The sequence below is a fragment of the Frigoribacterium sp. AP1 genome, from assembly GCF_056680555.1.
The window spans coordinates 3,061,494-3,077,311 of sequence record NZ_CM155288.1 but is presented as its reverse complement, the minus strand read 5'-3'; the positions used below and the strand labels follow the sequence as shown (position 1 = coordinate 3,077,311).

Genomic DNA, 15,818 nt, shown 5'->3' with positions numbered 1-15,818 from the left:
CACGGCTGGAAACCTCACCCCGCGACACTGGGGGCGCACCGGACGAGAGCGTTCGTCACCACAGCCCGCGAACCCGCGCGGTCGACCTCGACGTCGGTGCCTCCCTGGCTCAGAAACTCGAGAGGTGACCCACCCATGGACCAAGGCAACACCGCCTTCATGTTGATCTGTGCAGCACTCGTGCTGCTCATGACCCCCGGCCTGGCCTTCTTCTACGGCGGCCTCGTCAAGGCCAAGAGCGTCATCAGCATGATGATGCTGAGCTTCGGTGCGATGGGCCTCATCGGCGTCCTGTGGGTGCTCTTCGGCTACGCGATCGCCTTCGGCAACCCGACCTCCATCCCCGGTGGCAGCGAGAGCTTCGTGGGCGTCCAGGGCTTGTTCGGCCTCGACGTCGCGAACCTCGGCCTCGGTGCCGCCTTCGAGGACAGCCTCGACCCCACCGGCGCCTACCCGACGATCGCCTTCGCCGCGTTCCAGGCCACCTTCGCGATCATCACGGTCGCCCTCATCTCCGGTGCCATCGCCGACCGCGCCAAGTTCGGCGCGTGGATGATCTTCGCGGGCGTCTGGGCCACGGTCGTCTACTTCCCGGTCGCCAGCTGGGTCTTCAACTTCACCAAGGACGCCGACGGCAACACGGTCGGTGGCTGGATCGCCGCCATGGGCGTCATCGACTTCGCCGGCGGCACGGCCGTCCACATCAACGCCGGTGCCGCAGCCCTCGCCCTGGCGCTCGTCCTCGGCAAGCGCGTCGGCTTCGCCAAGGGTGCCGACAAGCCGCACAACCCGCCCTTCGTCCTGCTGGGTGCCGGTCTGCTCTGGTTCGGCTGGTTCGGCTTCAACGCGGGCTCCGAGCTCGCCGCCGACGGCGTCGCCGCCCTGGCGTTCCTCAACACCATCGCCGCTCCCGCCGCCGCCGTGCTCGGCTGGCTCGTCGTCGAGAAGCTGAAGGACGGCAAGGCCACCTCGGTCGGTGCCGCCTCGGGTGCCGTCGCCGGTCTCGTGGCCATCACCCCGGCCTGCGCCGCCCTCACCCCGGGGTGGGCCGTCGTCCTCGGCGTCGTCGCGGGTGCCGTCTGTGCCCTGGCCATCGACCTCAAGTTCAAGCTCGGGTTCGACGACTCCCTCGACGTCGTGGGCATCCACCTCGTCGGTGGCCTCATCGGGACGCTGTACCTCGGCATCTTCGCCAACGACACCGGCCTGATCTTCTCGCACACCTTCACGCAGCTCGGCATCCAGGCCCTCTCGGCCGTCGCCGTCATGCTCTACTCGTTCGTCCTGGCCTTCGTCATCGGCTTCGTGATCGAGAAGACGATCGGCTTCCGTGTCAAGAACGAGGACGAGGTGGCAGGCATCGACCTCGCCCTGCACGGCGAAGAGGGCTACGTCCTCGAAAACGCGCGCGCCTGACCCACCACGCCCGACGAACGGCCCCGGTCCTCGGACCGGGGCCGTTCCACGTGCCGGCCCCGTGGACCGCGGCAGACCGCAGGAGGCGCGGTGCGAGACCCCTCGCACCGCGCCTCCTGCGGTCGCCGCGTCGTGCGACCGGGCCCTTCGCCCCTCCTGGTCGCCCTCAGACCAGGGAGAACCAGACCGTGGTCTCGCCCGGCACCTCGGTGACGCCGGCGAGCGTGTCCTGCAGCGGCTCGCTGGACGCGAGCACACGAGCGCCGGAGGGCAGGTCCACCGGGCCGCCGCCGAAGTTCGTCAGCGCGTGCCAGCCGTCGTGACGGGCGACGTGGACGACCTCGTCCGACGCGTCGTCGATCCAGGCGAGCTCCTCACCCCGCTGCAACTCACGACGGAGCGCCAGGGCGCGCCGGTAGATCGACAGCGTGGACTCGTCCTCGTCGTCCTGCACCGAGACGGCGAGGTCCTCGAACCACTCGGGCTGCGGCAGGTGCGGGGCGTGGTCGCCGAAACCCAGGGCGGGCTCGCTCGTGTCCCAGGGCAGCGGCACCCGGCTGCCGTCACGGCCCTTGCGCCGGTGGCCCGTGCGCGTCCAGACCGGGTCCTGCAACTGGTCGGGGCGCAGGTCGGCCACCTCGAACAGGCCGAGCTCCTCGCCTTGGTAGACGTAGGCCGAGCCCGGCAGGGCGAGCATCAGCAACGTCGCCGCACGAGCCCGTCGGAGTCCCGCGTCGGGGTTCAGGGTCGGGCGTCGTCCGTCGCTCAGCACGAAGGCGTCGAGGTCCTGCCCCTTCGGCAGGCCGTAGCGCGTGGCGTGACGGACGACGTCGTGGTTCGAGAGCACCCAGGTGCTCGTCGCCCCGCTCACCGCCGCCTGCTCGAGGGTCGACGCGATGATCGCGCGGTACTGGTCGGCGTCGAAGTCGGCCCGGGTGAGGGCGAAGCTGAAGGCCTGCCCGAGCTCGGTGGGGCGGGCGTAGAGCGGGACGCGCTCCGGCTGCACCCAGGCCTCGGCCACCGCGCTGCGGGGCGGGTCGTACTCGTCGAGGACACGGCGCCAGCCTTCGAAGATCGCGTGCACCTCGTCGCGGTCGTAGAGCGGGTCGCTGCCGTCGACCGGCAGGACCTCTCGTTCCGCGGCGTCGCGGAGAGGTTCGGTGAGGTCCTTCGCGAGCCCGTGGGCGACGTCGACCCGGAAGCCGTCGACGCCACGGTCCGACCAGAACCGCAACGTCCGCTCGAAGTCGGCGCGGACCTCGGGGTTGCTCCAGTCGAGGTCGGGCTGCTCGGGGGCGAAGAGGTGCAGGTACCACTGCTCGGGTGTGCCGTCGGGGCGCGTCAGACGGGTCCACGCGCCTCCGCCGAAGTTCGACACCCAAGTGGACGGAGGAGTGGCACCGCCGTCACCGAGGCCGTCCCGGAAGACGTAACGGGCCCGGGCGGCGCTGCCGGGTTGGGACGCGACGGCCTCGCGGAACCACTCGTGGTCGCTCGAGGTGTGGTTGGGGACGATGTCGACGACGACTTTCAGCCCGGCCGCGTGGAGGGCGGCGACCATCTCGTCGAAGTCGTCGAGGGTGCCCAGGCGGGGGTCGACGTCACGGTAGTCGGCGACGTCGTAGCCGCCGTCGGCGAGCGGGGACGGATAGAACGGGCTCAGCCAGACGGCGTCGACCCCGAGCCGCTGCAGGTACGGCACCCGTGAGGTCACGCCGGGCAGGTCGCCGATCCCGTCGCCGTTCGCATCGGCGAAGCTGCGCGGATACACCTGGTAGACGACGGCCTGGCGCCACCAGTCGGCGTCGGGGACGGTCGTCGGGTGGGTCGTGGGCGCACGGGAGGCGGGGGAGTCGGTCATGGGGTGAGGATGCCACGTCTCGGGAGCGAGCGATGTCGATGCCTCGACGGCGGCGCCGGGCCGGGGATCTCGGTCCGGGAACGACGAAAGGCCCTGCGGATGCAGGGCCTTTCGGTGATGGTCGTGGGCGATACCGGGCTCGAACCGATGACCTCTTCCGTGTGAAGGAAGCGCGCTACCAACTGCGCCAATCGCCCGTGTGGGACTCGACGATGCTAGTGCATCGCGGGGCTCGAACGCCATTCGGTCCGTCGTCGAGGCCCCCGTCGTGAGCTGCCCCACGACCGGTCAAGACACGAACTTCCCTCGATTTGGTTTCTGCCCCAGGGTGTGGGTATTGTTCTTTTGCACGCAGAAATGCAAAGCGAAATGCGGATGTGGCGCAGCGGTAGCGCATCACCTTGCCAAGGTGAGGGTCGCGAGTTCGAATCTCGTCATCCGCTCGAGTGTAATGCTCACCAGAGGGTGGTCCACCGACTGGTGGCCTCCCTCTGGGGGCTACTCGTATGGTGGAGTGGCCGAGAGGCGAGGCACCGGCCTGCAAAGCCGTTCACGCGGGTTCAAATCCCGTCTCCACCTCCATTCGATCCAGACCTAGGTCTAGAATCGATGTTGCAATTGAATAGTGCGGTTCGAGGGGTCACTCTCGCATCGTTGAGACATGAGCGATTGGCGCAGCGGTAGCGCGCTTCCCTGACACGGAAGAGGTCGCTGGTTCGATCCCAGTATCGCTCACACACAGAAAGCCCCGGCCTCGGCCGGGGCTTTCGTCATGTCCGGGCCGAGCGCTGACGTCCTGCCCAGAAGTCACGACGTGCCGCTCGCCCCGAGAGGTGAGCGGCACGTCATGACATCTCGCGGCTTCTCTCTAGGGGGTGCCGGTCCCGGTCCCGAGACCGATTCCGTTGCCGCGGCCGTTCCCCTTCCCGCTGGTGCCGGGCCCGCTGTTCCCGTTGCCGTTCCCGCTGTTGCCGGGCCCGCTGTTCCCACCCGGGACGTCGACACCCGGGACCTCGACCGTCGGGGGCGTCACGGGGTCGACCGTGGGCTGCGTCGTCGGCTCGACCGGCGCCTCCTCGGACGGGCTGACCTCGTCCGAGGGCGTCGGATCCGCCGGTGACTCGTCGGTGGAGTCCTCCGACGGCGACGACGACTCGTCGTCCGACGACTCGGAGGGCGTCGTCGACGGTTCCGTGTCGACACTCGGGCTCGCGCTCTCGGTCGGACCGACGACGTCGCCGTCGCGCGTGGCGGCCCAGCCGATGCCCACCGCCAGCAACGCGGCGACGACGACCGCCGCCAGCACGAGGGGCCAGCGCCGGCGCTTCCGAGTCCCGTCGTCGGGCTCGACGTCGGCGACGAGGTCCGCGGCATCCGCCCCGGACGCCGCCCCGGCTCCGAGCACCTGCGTGCGAGCGTCGTCCCGGGGCAGGACGCGAGTGGGCGTGTCACCGCCGGGCAGGGCGGCCGTCGGCACGTCGGGAGCGGCCATGACCCGCGTGACGGCATCGGTCGACCCGGCACCCTCGACGGCCAACGTGCGGGCGGCCCGTGCCACCTCGGCGGCGGCGGGACGGTCCTCCGGTGCGCGCGAGGTCATGCGCGTCAGCAGCTCCGCCCACCCCGAACCGATCGAGGCCGGGATCTCGGGGTCGCGGGTCAGACGGGCCATGACCGACTCGACGACCGAACCCGTGAAGACGCGCTGCCCGGTCAGTGCCTCGACCAGGACCAGTCCGAGTGAGTAGACGTCGGACGCGGGGGCCGGCGGTCGCCCCTCGGCCTGCTCCGGGCTGACGAAGGCGGCGGTGCCCATCAGGGTGCCCGTGGCCGTCACCCGCGTCGAGTCGATCAGGTAGGCGATGCCGAAGTCTGCGAGCTTGGCCCGGCGGGGGTCGCCCTCGTGGTGCGGCGCCGCGAGCAGGATGTTCGCGGGCTTGACGTCCCGATGGACGACGCTGGCGCGGTGGACCGCCGCCAGGCCGTCCGCGACGTCGCCGAGCAGCGCCGCGGCCTCGGCGTGCGACAGCGGCCCGTCGGCGAGCACGGTCTGCAGGGTCGGGCCGTCGACGTACTCCATCACGAGGTAGGCGTCGTCGTCGTGGCCGTCGCCCTCGACGCGGGCGTCGTAGAGCGTCACGAGTCCCGGGTGGTTCAGAGAGGCGAGGAGGCGCACCTCGCTGACCTGTCGGCTGAGGTCGTGCACGTCGTGCCCGTCCGACGAGAAGAGCTTGACGGCGACGTCCCGGCCGAGCTCGAGGTCGTTCGCCCGGTAGACGGCCCCCATGCCTCCGCGCCCGACGATCGCGTCGAGACGGTAGCGACCGCCGACGGTCGTGCCGAGGCGGGGGTCGGCCTGCTCACGCGGGCTCATGCGCCGGCTCCCGTCGAGGCGTCGGGGAGCGTCGGAGCGGTGCCGCCACCCGACCCGCGACTCTTCGCGAGACGTGAGGCGACCGCGTCGAGCACGGTCTCCGCCACGGTGGCCTTCGATCCCTCGGCCTCGGACACCACGTCACCGTCGGCGTCGATCACGACGACAGCCGTGTCGTCGCTGCCGAAACCGGTCGTCCACCCCACGGAGTTGAGCACGAGGAGGTCCGCCCCCTTCCGTCGCTGCTTGGCGCGCCCGAGCGACAGCAGTCCGTCGCGGTCGGCCGCCGTCTCGGCCGCGAAGCCGACGACCACCTGCCCCACGGGACGACGGACGACGAGTCCGGCCAGGACGTCCGGGGTCCGGACGAGGCGGACGACCAGTTCGTCGCCCGAGTCGTCCTTGCGGATCTTGCCGTCCGCCACCGAGAGGGGCCGGTAGTCGGCGACCGCGGCCGCCATGATGACGACGTCCGCCGCGGGGGCGTGCTCGGCCATCGCGGCCTCGAGCTCGAGCGCGGTGCCGACCTCGACGAGGTCGACCCCGGCGTCGGTGTCGAGCGTCTGCCGCACGGCTCCGTCGAGCGCGGCGGCCACCACGGTGACGCGGGCCCCGCGTCGGGCCGCGCGGAGGGCGAGCGCCGCTCCCTGGGTGCCGCTCGATCGGTTGCCGACGAACCGGACCGGATCGAGGGGCTCGCGGGTGCCACCGGCCGAGACGACCAGCCGCAGGCCGTCCAGGTCGCCGACCCGCGCCTCCTGAGCCCGCGCGTCCTCGTGCCGGGCACCGGGGACGGAGGCGGGAGAGGCGTCGAGGCCGGCCGGGCCGGTCACGCGGGCGAGGGCCGCGGCGACGATCTCGTCGGGCTCGCTGAGCCGGCCGGGCCCCACGTCGCCCCCGGTCAGCGGCCCGTCGTCGGGCCCGACGACGGTGACCCCGCGCGACCTCAGCAGGTCGACGTTCGCGACCGTGGCCGGGTTCAGCCACATCTCGGTGTGCATGGCGGGTGCGACGACGAGCGGTGCGGTGCTCGCGAGGATGGTCGTGCCGAGGAGGTCGTCGGACAGCCCGTGCGCGATCTTCGCCAGGGTGTGCGCGGTCGCCGGCGCCACGACGATCAGGTCGGCCCGTTGCCCCAGGGCCACGTGCCGCACCTCGGCGACGTCGTCGAAGACGGACGTGTGCACGGGGTTGCGGCTCGTGGCCTCCCAGGTCGGCGCCCCGACGAAGCGCAGTGCGGCCTCGGTCGGGACGACGTGCACGTCGTGTCCACGAAGCACGAGGCCGCGGACGACCCCGACGGCCTTGTACGCCGCGATGCCGCCCGAGACGCCGACGACGACGGACAGGCGACGCGGGGCGTCGGCGGGGGAGGAGCGGGGGTGGTCGTGCGTCACGGTGGGCCTCGTCGATCGATGCGTCGGTCGGCCGACCCGGTGCCGGGTCGGTAGCGTTGCCCCCCACGATGCCGCATCCCGCGGCCGAGCGTCGGCCCCGACCCGACGAGCCCCCACCGTGAGGACCCCATGTGCACCGTCGTCGTCGCCGTCCAGCCGGGCGCGCCCTGGCCCGTCGTCTTCCTGGGACTCCGTGACGAGTCGCCCGACCGCCCCTGGGACGAGCCGGGCCCCTGGTGGCCCGACCTCGGCGAGCGGGTGTCCGGGGTGCACGACCGCGAGGCGGGCGGCGCGTGGTTGGCGACCGCCCGGGGGCCGAGTCGCGCGAGCGTCGTGCTGAACCGTCACGAGGCGCCCGTACCGCCGCCCGGCGGATGGACCACCCGCGGTGCCCTGCCTCTGAGGGCGGCCGCCGACGGCGTCCTGCCCGACGGGCCGCAGACGACCCGCACCTTCAACCTGCTCACCGCGGACGCAGGAGGCGCGGTGCACTCCGTATGGGACGGTGCCGCCACCGAGACGGCCCGCCTCGCCCCCGGGGTGCACCTGCTGACGCACGCAGCCCCCGACGACCGGTCCGTGCCCCGGGTCGACCGCTGGCTGCCTCGGTTCCGCGACGTCGCGCCTCCGACCGGTCCGCTGCCGACGGCGGCCGAGGGCGAGGGCAGCTGGACGCCGTGGCTCGACCTGCTGCGCGAGAGCAGCGCCCTGCCGACGGACGACGACGACGCGCTCGTGCGGGCCGACCTCGTCGACGGGCACCTCTTCCACTCGCTGTCGCTCAGCACCGTCGCCGTCTCGGCCGACGACGTGGCCCACCGGCACGTGCGTCTCGACGGCGCCCCTTCGGTCGCGGAGGCGATCGCCCGGCGCTGACGGGCGCGTGGCGACGCCGGACCGGGGCCGTCACGTCACGCGAAGTCATCGGGAATCACGCCCGCCCCCGCGGCGTTAGTGTCGGGAGGCTCGTCCGACCCCCGAGCCGCAGCAAAGGAACCCTCGTGAAGATCACCGCCGTCCGCACCGTCCGTCGCCTCGCCTCCGTCGGCGTCATCGCCGCCGCCGCCGTGGCCCTGGCCGCCTGCGCGCCCGCCTCCACCGACGGGGTCGTCCAGTCCACCGGCAGCGCGACCGCCGACACGAGCGCGGCGAAGAGCCTGTCCGACATCCAGGCGGCCGGCGAGATCGTCATCGGCACCGAAGGCACCTACCAGCCCTTCACCTACCACGAGGGCGGGGCCGGCGCGCTGACCGGCTACGACGTCGACGTCGCCACGGCCGTCGCCGAGAAGCTCGGCGTCACGCCGACCTTCGAAGAGACGCAGTTCGACGCCCTGCTCGCCGGGCTCACCGCCGGCCGCTTCGACCTCGTCGCGAACCAGATCTCGATCACCGACGAGCGCGAGGCGACGTACGACTTCTCGACGCCCTACACGGTCAGCCGCGGTGTCGTGATCACGCCCGCCGACAACACCGACATCACCTCGCTCGCCGACCTGAAAGGCAAGACGACGGCCCAGTCGCAGTCGAGCAACTTCTACACGACCGCCAAGGACGCGGGTGCCGACGTGCAGGTCGTCGAGGGCTGGGCCCAGTCGGTCGCGCTCCTCGAACAGGGCCGCATCGACGCGACGGTCAACGACGAGCTGACCTTCCTCGACTACGTCAAGACCAACCCGGACCAGGCCGCCGGCATCAAGATCGCGGCGACCACCGACGACGTGTCGCGCTCGGCCCTGGTCACCACCAAGGGCAGCGACGACCTCGTGACGGCGATCGACGACGCCCTCGCCGAGCTGAAGGCCGACGGCACGCTGGCGACCATCAGCGAGAAGTACTTCGGCCAGGACGTCAGCGAGTAGGCGTGCAGTCCTCCCTCGACCTCTTCCTGCGGTCGCTCTGGCCGATCGTGTCGGGGGCGCTCGTGGCGTCGATCCCGCTCGCCTTCGCGTCGATGGCGATCGGCCTGGTCATCGCCGTCGTCATCGCGCTCATGCGCCTGTCGGGCAAGGCGGTGCTCGCGGGCATCGCCCGGGTCTACATCTCGATCATCCGGGGCACGCCCCTGCTGGTGCAGCTGTTCGTCGTCTTCTACGGCCTGCCGTCGATCGGCGTGAGACTCGATCCCTGGCCGAGCGCGATCATCGCGTTCTCGTTGAACGTCGGCGGGTACGCCGCCGAGGTCATCCGGGCCGCGATCCTCTCGGTGCCCAAGGGGCAGTGGGAGGCCGCCCACACGATCGGCATGTCGCGGGGGCTCGCCCTGCGGCGGATCATCCTGCCGCAGGCGGCCCGCGTCTCGGTGCCGCCGCTGTCGAACACCTTCATCAGCCTGGTCAAGGACACCTCGTTGGCGAGCGTCATCCTCGTCGTCGAGCTCTTCCGTCAGGCGCAGCAGATCGCGACGGTCTCGAACCAGTTCCTGCTCATCTACCTCGAGGCCGCCCTGGTCTACTGGGTGATCTGCCTGATCCTGTCGTTCGGGCAAGACGCCCTCGAGAAGAGATTGGACCGCCACGTTGCCCGCTGACGTCACCCCGCCCCGGCCCTCCGGCGCGACCGGCGCCCCCGTGCTGACCGTCCGCGGCCTGCACAAGGCGTTCGGCGCGAACGAGGTGCTGCGCGGCATCGACCTCGAGGTGCGGCGTGGACGCGTCGTCGCGATCATCGGCCCCTCGGGGTCGGGCAAGACGACCGTGCTGCGGTCGCTCAACAGCCTCGAGGTGCCCGACGGGGGAGTCGTCACGCTCTCCGACGGTCGGTCGATCGACTTCGGGGCCAAGGTCGGCAAGCGCGACCTGCTCGCCCTGCGCGACCGGTCGTCGATGGTCTTCCAGCACTTCAACCTGTTCCCGCACCTCACGGTGCTGCAGAACGTCGTCGAGGGCCCGGTGCGCGTCCAGGGACGCGATCCGGAGGAGGCGCGGGCCGAGGCCGAGGCGCTCCTCGCGCGGGTGGGCCTCGCCGAGAAGGCCGACGCCTACCCGTCCGAGCTCTCGGGCGGCCAGCAGCAGCGCGTCGGCATCGTGCGAGCACTCGCGCTGCGGCCCGAACTGCTGCTCTTCGACGAGCCGACCTCGGCCCTCGACCCCGAACTGGTCGGTGACGTGCTCACCGTCGTGAAAGAACTCGCCGACGAGGGCTGGACGATGATCGTCGTCACCCACGAGCTCGAGTTCGCCCGCCGGGTGGCCGACGAGCTGATCTTCATGGACGCCGGTGTCGTCGTCGAGCGGGGACGTCCTGCCGACGTGCTGTCCCGCCCGCGCGAGGCGCGCACGCAGCAGTTCCTGCGGCGGGTGCTCAAACCGCTCGACGACTGACGGGCGTCCGCTCGCGAGTCGACCCGCGCCTCCTCGTCCACCGGACCAGGAGGCGCGGGTCGTCTCTCCGGCGGACGCTCAGCCGAACAGGCGGTGCGACGCGATGCGCGCGCCCTCGCCGAGCGAGGCCAGCTTGGCCACGGCGATCTGCGGGTGGATGCGACCACCCAGGCCGCAGTCGGTCGACGCGACGACGTTCTCGGGGCCGACCAGCGACGCGAACCGTTCGATGCGGTCCGCCACGAGCTCGGGGTGCTCGACCACGTTCGTGGCGTGGCTGACGACGCCCGGCACGATCTTCTTGCCCGCGGGCAGCTCGACGTCGCGCCAGAGCTTCCACTCGTGGTCGTGGCGGACGTTGGCCGCCTCGAACGAGTACGAGCCCGCGTCGATCTCGAGCATGAGGTCGACGATGTGGCGGAACTCGACGTCGGTCGTGTGCGGGCCGTGCCACGAGCCCCAACAGAGGTGGAACCGCACCTGCTCGGGCGGCAGGCCGCGGAGGGCGTGGTTGAGCGCCTCGACCCGGATGCGCGTGAAGGCACGGTAGTCCTCGACGCTCGGCTCGGGGTTGATCTGGTCCCAGTTCTCGGCGATCGAGGGGTCGTCGATCTGCACGGTCAGGCCGGCCTCGACGATCGCGGTGTACTCCTCGCGCAGCACCTCGGCCCAGGCCCAGATGTGCTCCTCCTCGGTGGCGTAGAAGTCGTTCGCGATGCGGGCTCCGCTGCCCGGTGACAGCGAGGTGACGAAGCCCGAGGGCGAACCGCTCGCCTCGAGGCCGGCCTTCAGGTTGGTGATGTCCGAGGCGATGGCGGCCTGGCCGACGTACGCCAACGGGCCCGTCGTGCTCGGGAACGGCGTGGCGCCCGAGCCCGTGCCGATGCCCGAGGTCGGGTCGGTGTACGCGTCGTGGAACGTCTGCCAGTCGCGGCGGTCGGGGAACGACGTCAGCCGCACGTCGCCGGGGGAGGACCGCACGGCCGGCTGGCTGAAGATGTCCGACCCGGTCAGCGAGAGCCCGCTCACGCGTTGGAACGAGTACGACCACCAGGCGCCGTAGTCGACGGCGCTCGTCATCGCCTTGCCGTACTCGCCGTCGCCGACGATCGTGATGCCGAGATCGTCCTGGCGCCGGACGAGATCGACGACGGCGTCGGTCAGCAGGGCGTCGAACTCGGGGGTGCGCTCGAGGGTGAAGCCGTCCTCGCCGAGGGCGCGCGCGTCGTTCGCGGCGATCAGCTCGAGCGTGCGCGGCAGGCTTCCCGCGTGGGTGGTCATGATGCGGCCGGGGGTGGTCGTCATGGGGTGCTCCGTTCGTCGCCACCACTCTGGCCCTCGACCCCCGCCGGGGGCGACGTGCACGACACGGGGCGTCACAGCCGCGGGGTCGGGAACACCGGGCGGTCGGGAACACCGGGCGGTCGGGAACACCGGGTGGTCGGCGACCGTTGCGTCCTGTGTCGGCCGACGCCGGCCCCTTCGGGGTGCCTCGCTACGATCGACGGGAAGGGACATCGTGACCACCACCTCCTCCGCACCATCCACCGCCCGTCCGGGGCTGTCCGACGACGACGCCCGCCGTCTGCGCGCCGACTTCCCGCTGCTGCGGCAGGACGTCAACGGCGAGCCGCTCGCCTACCTCGACTCGGGGGCGACCGCACAGCGACCGACCGCCGTGCTCGACGTCGAGCGCCGCTTCCTCGAGACGACCAACTCGGCCGTTCACCGGGGCGCGCACACGCTCGCCGCCCTGTCGACCGAGGCCTACGAGGAGGCGCGCGAGACGGTCGCCCGCTTCGTCGGTGCCGACGTCGACGAGATCGTCTGGACCTCGAACGCGACCGACGCCCTCAACCTCGTGGCGTACGGCGTCGCGAACGCCACGCACGGCCGGGGCGGTGAGACCGCGCGACGCTTCGCCCTCGCGCCCGGTGACGAGATCGTCGTCACCGAGGCCGAGCACCACGCGAACCTCGTCCCGTGGCAGGAACTCGCCGCGACGACGGGCGCCACGCTGCGGTTCGTGCCCGTCCGGGACGACGGCACCTGGACGGTCGCCGACGCGGCGTCCGTGATCGGACCCCGCACGCGCCTCCTCGCCTTCGCCCACGTCTCGAACGTCACCGGCTTCGTCGCGCCCCTCGCCGAACTCGTGGCGCTGGCGCACGCCGTCGGTGCCCTCGTCGTCCTCGACGCCTGCCAGTCGGTGCCGCACCGCCCCGTCGACCTGCACGGCCTCGACGTCGACTTCGCCGCCTTCTCGGGTCACAAGATGCTGGGGCCCACGGGCATCGGCGTGCTCTACGGTCGGGCCGAGCTGTTGAACGCCCTGCCGCCGTTCCGCACCGGCGGCTCGATGATCACGACGGTCACGATGGAGGGCGCGGACTACCTCCCCGCCCCGCAGCGCTTCGAGGCCGGCACGCAGCCCGTGTCGCAGGCCGTGGCCCTCGCCGAGGCCGTGCGCTACCTCGACGCCGTCGGCATGGACCGCGTGCGCGAGCACGAAGAGGCCCTCGCCGACCTGCTCGTCCGCGGTCTCGACGCGATCGACGGCGTCACCGTCGTGGGACCGCCGGCAGGGGTGCCCCGGTCGGGACTCGCCAGCTTCGTCGTCGACGGGGTGCACGCCCACGACGTCGGCCAGTTCCTCGACGCCCGGGGCATCGCCGTGCGCGTCGGCCACCACTGCGCCCAACCGCTGCACCGGCGTCTCGGGGTGACGGCCACGACGCGGGCCAGCACCTACCTGTACTCGTCGAGCGACGAGGTCGACCGGCTGGTCGCCGGTGTCGCCGAGGTCCGCGACTACTTCGGCGTCGCGGGCCAGACGGCCCTCGACCAGAAGGCCGAGGAGGCGCGGTGAGCGCCGCCCTCGACGGCCTGTACCAGCAGGTCATCCTCGATCACGCCAAGGCTCGGCACGGCGACGGCGAGCTGCCCGGGGCCGACGCGCAGCACCACGAACGGAACCCGACCTGCGGTGACGAGATCACCGTCCGCGTCGCCCTCGAGCCCGGCACCGACCGCATCGCCGACCTGCGCTGGCAGGGCGCGGGCTGCAGCATCTCGATGGCCTCGGCCTCGGTGCTGGCGCAGCTGGCCCCGGGCCGCACGCTGGCCGAGCTCGACGCGCTCGTCGCGGAGTTCCGCGAGATGATGCGGTCCCGGGGCGCCGGTGAGCCCGACGACGAGGTCCTCGGCGACGCCGTCGTGTTCCACGGGGTCTCGAAGTTCGTCATGAGGGTGAAGTGCGGCATGCTCGCCTGGGTCGCGGCCGAGGCCTGTTCGACCGAGTTGCGCGCCGCCTGACCCGTCCGCGGCCGCGCCGTCCGTCGGGGTGGCCCCGGCCGGGCGGCGCTTCGCCGACGGCTAAAGTGGTCACCGCCCCTCGACGATAGGAACCACCGCCGTGTCCGACCAGACCGACCTCGACCCGACCGCCTCCCCAGCCCCGTCCGGCCTCTCGGCCGTCGAGGCCACCGAGACGACGACCGGCTTCGACCTGTTCACCGACAAGGCGGTCGTGGCCGTCCGCGTGGCCGGCGAGCTGCGCGACCTGGCGACCGAGCTGCAGCCGGGCGACGTCGCCGAGCCGGTCACGATCGACTCGCCCGACGGCCTGGCGATCCTGCGGCACTCGGCGGCGCACGTCATGGCCCAGGCCGTGCAGCAGATCAACCCCGAGGCGAAGCTCGGCATCGGGCCGCCCGTCACCGACGGCTTCTACTACGACTTCGACGTGGCCGAGCCCTTCACCCCCGACGACCTCAAAGCGATCGAGAAGGGCATGGAGCGCATCATCCGCCAGGGCCAGCGCTTCCGTCGCCGCGTCGTCAGCGACGACGAGGCCCGTGAACTGCTCGCCCACGAGCCGTTCAAGCTCGAGCTGATCGGGCTCAAGGGCGGGTCGGCCGACGAGCTCGGCGCCGACGGGGAGTCGGTCGAGGTCGGCGGGGCCGAACTCACAATCTACGACAACCTCGACCCGAAGACCGGCGACGTCGTGTGGTTCGACCTCTGCCGCGGTCCCCACGTGCCCAGCACGCGCCTCCTCGGCAACGCCACGAAGCTGATGCGCGTCGCGGCCGCCTACTGGCGCGGGTCCGAGAAGAACCCCCAACTGCAGCGGATCTACGGCACGGCCTGGCCCACCAAGGACGACCTGCGCGCCTACCAGGCCCGGCTCGAGGAAGCCGCCAAGCGCGACCACCGCAAGCTCGGCGCCGAGCTCGACCTCTTCTCGTTCCCCGACGAGATCGGCTCGGGCCTCGCGATCTTCCACCCCAAGGGCGGCATCATCCGTCGCCAGATGGAGGACTACTCGCGCGAGCGCCACGAGAAGGCCGGCTACGAGTTCGTCTACACCCCGCACATCACCAAGGCCGCCCTGTTCGAGACCTCGGGCCACCTGGGTTGGTACAAGGACGGCATGTTCCCGGCGATGCATCTCGACGAGGCTCGCAACGACGAGGGCGAGATCACCCGTCAGGGCGCGGACTACTACCTCAAGCCGATGAACTGCCCGATGCACATCCTGGCGTACCGCTCGTCGGCCAAGTCGTACCGCGACCTGCCGCAGCGCCTGTTCGAGTTCGGGACGGTGTACCGCAACGAGAAGTCGGGCGTCATCCACGGCCTCACCCGCGTGCGCGGCATGACCCAGGACGACGCGCACATCTTCACCACCCGGGACGACATGGCGGCCGAGCTCAAGGGCACGCTCGACTTCGTCCTCAGCCTGCTGCGCGACTACGGCCTCGACGACTTCTACCTCGAGCTCTCCACGAAGGACCCCGAGAAGTACGTGGGCGACGACGCCACCTGGGACGAGGCGACGGCGACCCTGCGACAGGTCGCCGAAGAGACCGGCCTCGAACTCGTGCCCGACCCGGCCGGGGCGGCGTTCTACGGGCCGAAGATCTCGGTCCAGGCGCGCGACGCGATCGGGCGCACCTGGCAGATGTCGACGGTCCAGCTCGACTTCAACCTGCCCGAGCGCTTCGACCTCGAGTACACGGCGGCCGACGGGTCGCGTCAGCGACCGGTGATGATCCACCGTGCGCTGTTCGGCTCGATCGAGCGCTTCTTCGGCGTGCTCACCGAGCACTACGCGGGTGCGTTCCCGGTCTGGCTGGCACCCGTCCAGGTCGTGGCGATCCCCGTCGCCGACGAGTACGGCGACTACCTCGACGAGGTCGTGGCACGCCTCCGCGAGGTCGGCGTCCGGGCCCAGGTCGACCACAGCGACGACCGCATGCCGAAGAAGATCCGCACGCACACCAAGGCCAAGGTGCCGTTCCAGCTGATCGCCGGCGAGGACGACCGTGCGGCCGGTGCCGTGAGCTTCCGCTACCGCGACGGCTCGCAGGAGAACGGCGTGCCGCTCGACGAGGCGATCGCGAAGATCGTCGCGGCCATCGAGACCAAGGCCCAGGTCTGAA

Annotated in this window: 12 protein-coding genes and 4 tRNA genes; 11 read left to right on the top strand and 5 right to left on the bottom strand. The window is 71.6% G+C overall.

Annotated elements, in window-relative coordinates; all coding sequences use genetic code 11:
* The first annotated feature begins 135 nt into the window (after positions 1–135).
* Entirely contained in the window at positions 136–1,416 is a 1,281-nt protein-coding gene (locus AC1MBW_RS14610; RefSeq protein ID WP_480024912.1) for an ammonium transporter, read from the top strand.
* Between the two features lie 166 nt (positions 1,417–1,582).
* On the opposite strand, the gene AC1MBW_RS14605 is transcribed toward AC1MBW_RS14610, so the two are convergent.
* Both AC1MBW_RS14605 and AC1MBW_RS14600 read right to left on the bottom strand, forming a co-directional pair.
* Positions 1,583–3,277 carry a glycoside hydrolase family 13 protein gene (locus AC1MBW_RS14605; protein ID WP_480024911.1) on the bottom strand — a complete coding sequence of 565 codons (1,695 nt, stop codon included), beginning with the start codon at positions 3,275–3,277 and terminating at the stop codon, positions 1,583–1,585.
* Between the two features lie 124 nt (positions 3,278–3,401).
* Positions 3,402–3,474 (bottom strand) — tRNA-Val (locus tag AC1MBW_RS14600).
* 174 nt (positions 3,475–3,648) lie between these two features.
* On the opposite strand from AC1MBW_RS14600, the gene AC1MBW_RS14595 reads away from it, so the two are divergent.
* From AC1MBW_RS14595 to AC1MBW_RS14585, 3 genes are all read left to right on the top strand, one after another.
* Positions 3,649–3,720 (top strand) — tRNA-Gly (locus tag AC1MBW_RS14595).
* 65 nt (positions 3,721–3,785) lie between these two features.
* A tRNA-Cys gene (locus tag AC1MBW_RS14590) sits at positions 3,786–3,859 on the top strand.
* 81 nt (positions 3,860–3,940) lie between these two features.
* A tRNA-Val gene (locus tag AC1MBW_RS14585) sits at positions 3,941–4,012 on the top strand.
* Positions 4,013–4,145: 133 nt separating this feature from the next.
* On the opposite strand, the gene AC1MBW_RS14580 is transcribed toward AC1MBW_RS14585, so the two are convergent.
* Together AC1MBW_RS14580 and AC1MBW_RS14575 are read right to left on the bottom strand one after the other, a co-directional pair.
* On the bottom strand, positions 4,146–5,651 hold the full coding sequence (locus tag AC1MBW_RS14580) for a serine/threonine-protein kinase (protein ID WP_480024910.1): 1,506 nt from the start codon (positions 5,649–5,651) through the stop codon (positions 4,146–4,148).
* Positions 5,648–7,000: a bifunctional phosphopantothenoylcysteine decarboxylase/phosphopantothenate synthase gene (locus AC1MBW_RS14575; RefSeq protein ID WP_480026125.1), complete on the bottom strand. Its 1,353-nt coding sequence runs from the start codon at positions 6,998–7,000 to the stop codon at positions 5,648–5,650. Before AC1MBW_RS14575 ends, AC1MBW_RS14580 begins: the two co-directional genes overlap by 4 nt.
* Before the next feature lie 177 nt (positions 7,001–7,177).
* Between AC1MBW_RS14575 and AC1MBW_RS14570 the strand changes: the two genes are divergently transcribed.
* The 4 genes from AC1MBW_RS14570 to AC1MBW_RS14555 all read left to right on the top strand — a co-directional run bounded on the left by AC1MBW_RS14570 (position 7,178) and on the right by AC1MBW_RS14555 (position 10,371).
* The gene (locus tag AC1MBW_RS14570; RefSeq protein WP_480024909.1) at positions 7,178–7,924 is read left to right on the top strand and encodes an NRDE family protein; all 747 of its coding nucleotides are present in this window, start codon (positions 7,178–7,180) and stop codon (positions 7,922–7,924) included.
* A gap of 131 nt (positions 7,925–8,055) precedes the next feature.
* Positions 8,056–8,910 carry an amino acid ABC transporter substrate-binding protein gene (locus AC1MBW_RS14565; RefSeq protein WP_071254597.1) on the top strand — a complete coding sequence of 285 codons (855 nt, stop codon included), beginning with the start codon at positions 8,056–8,058 and terminating at the stop codon, positions 8,908–8,910.
* A 2-nt stretch (positions 8,911–8,912) separates the two neighbouring features.
* Entirely contained in the window at positions 8,913–9,578 is a 666-nt protein-coding gene (locus tag AC1MBW_RS14560) for an amino acid ABC transporter permease (RefSeq protein WP_055972644.1), read from the top strand.
* The gene (locus tag AC1MBW_RS14555) at positions 9,568–10,371 is read left to right on the top strand and encodes an amino acid ABC transporter ATP-binding protein (RefSeq protein WP_480024908.1); all 804 of its coding nucleotides are present in this window, start codon (positions 9,568–9,570) and stop codon (positions 10,369–10,371) included. Before AC1MBW_RS14560 ends, AC1MBW_RS14555 begins: the two co-directional genes overlap by 11 nt.
* Before the next feature lie 78 nt (positions 10,372–10,449).
* Here the strand turns inward: AC1MBW_RS14555 and AC1MBW_RS14550 are convergent, their stop codons facing one another.
* Positions 10,450–11,676, bottom strand: a complete 1,227-nt coding sequence (locus AC1MBW_RS14550; RefSeq protein ID WP_480024907.1) for a cobalamin-independent methionine synthase II family protein — start codon at positions 11,674–11,676, stop codon at positions 10,450–10,452.
* A gap of 211 nt (positions 11,677–11,887) precedes the next feature.
* Between AC1MBW_RS14550 and AC1MBW_RS14545 the strand changes: the two genes are divergently transcribed.
* The 3 genes from AC1MBW_RS14545 to thrS all read left to right on the top strand — a co-directional run bounded on the left by AC1MBW_RS14545 (position 11,888) and on the right by thrS (position 15,817).
* Positions 11,888–13,240, top strand: coding sequence for an aminotransferase class V-fold PLP-dependent enzyme (locus AC1MBW_RS14545; protein ID WP_480026124.1), 1,353 nt, complete (start codon positions 11,888–11,890; stop codon positions 13,238–13,240).
* Complete coding sequence (gene sufU, locus AC1MBW_RS14540) at positions 13,237–13,686, top strand: Fe-S cluster assembly sulfur transfer protein SufU (RefSeq protein ID WP_480024906.1); 450 nt, start codon at positions 13,237–13,239, stop codon at positions 13,684–13,686. Before AC1MBW_RS14545 ends, sufU begins: the two co-directional genes overlap by 4 nt.
* Positions 13,687–13,879: 193 nt before the next feature.
* Positions 13,880–15,817, top strand: coding sequence for a threonine--tRNA ligase (thrS, locus tag AC1MBW_RS14535; RefSeq protein ID WP_235451020.1), 1,938 nt, complete (start codon positions 13,880–13,882; stop codon positions 15,815–15,817).
* Position 15,818 lies beyond the last annotated feature (1 nt).

Bases quoted from the DNA above. Each gene is read 5' to 3' on its own strand.
- AC1MBW_RS14550 (WP_480024907.1), bottom strand. From the start codon at position 11,676: ATGACGACCACCCCCGGCCGCATCATGACCACCCACGCGGGAAGCCTG.
- AC1MBW_RS14580 (WP_480024910.1), bottom strand. From the start codon at position 5,651: ATGAGCCCGCGTGAGCAGGCCGACCCCCGCCTCGGCACGACCGTCGGC.
- AC1MBW_RS14605 (WP_480024911.1), bottom strand. From the start codon at position 3,277: ATGACCGACTCCCCCGCCTCCCGTGCGCCCACGACCCACCCGACGACC.
- AC1MBW_RS14610 (WP_480024912.1), top strand. From the start codon at position 136: ATGGACCAAGGCAACACCGCCTTCATGTTGATCTGTGCAGCACTCGTG.
- AC1MBW_RS14570 (WP_480024909.1), top strand. From the start codon at position 7,178: ATGTGCACCGTCGTCGTCGCCGTCCAGCCGGGCGCGCCCTGGCCCGTC.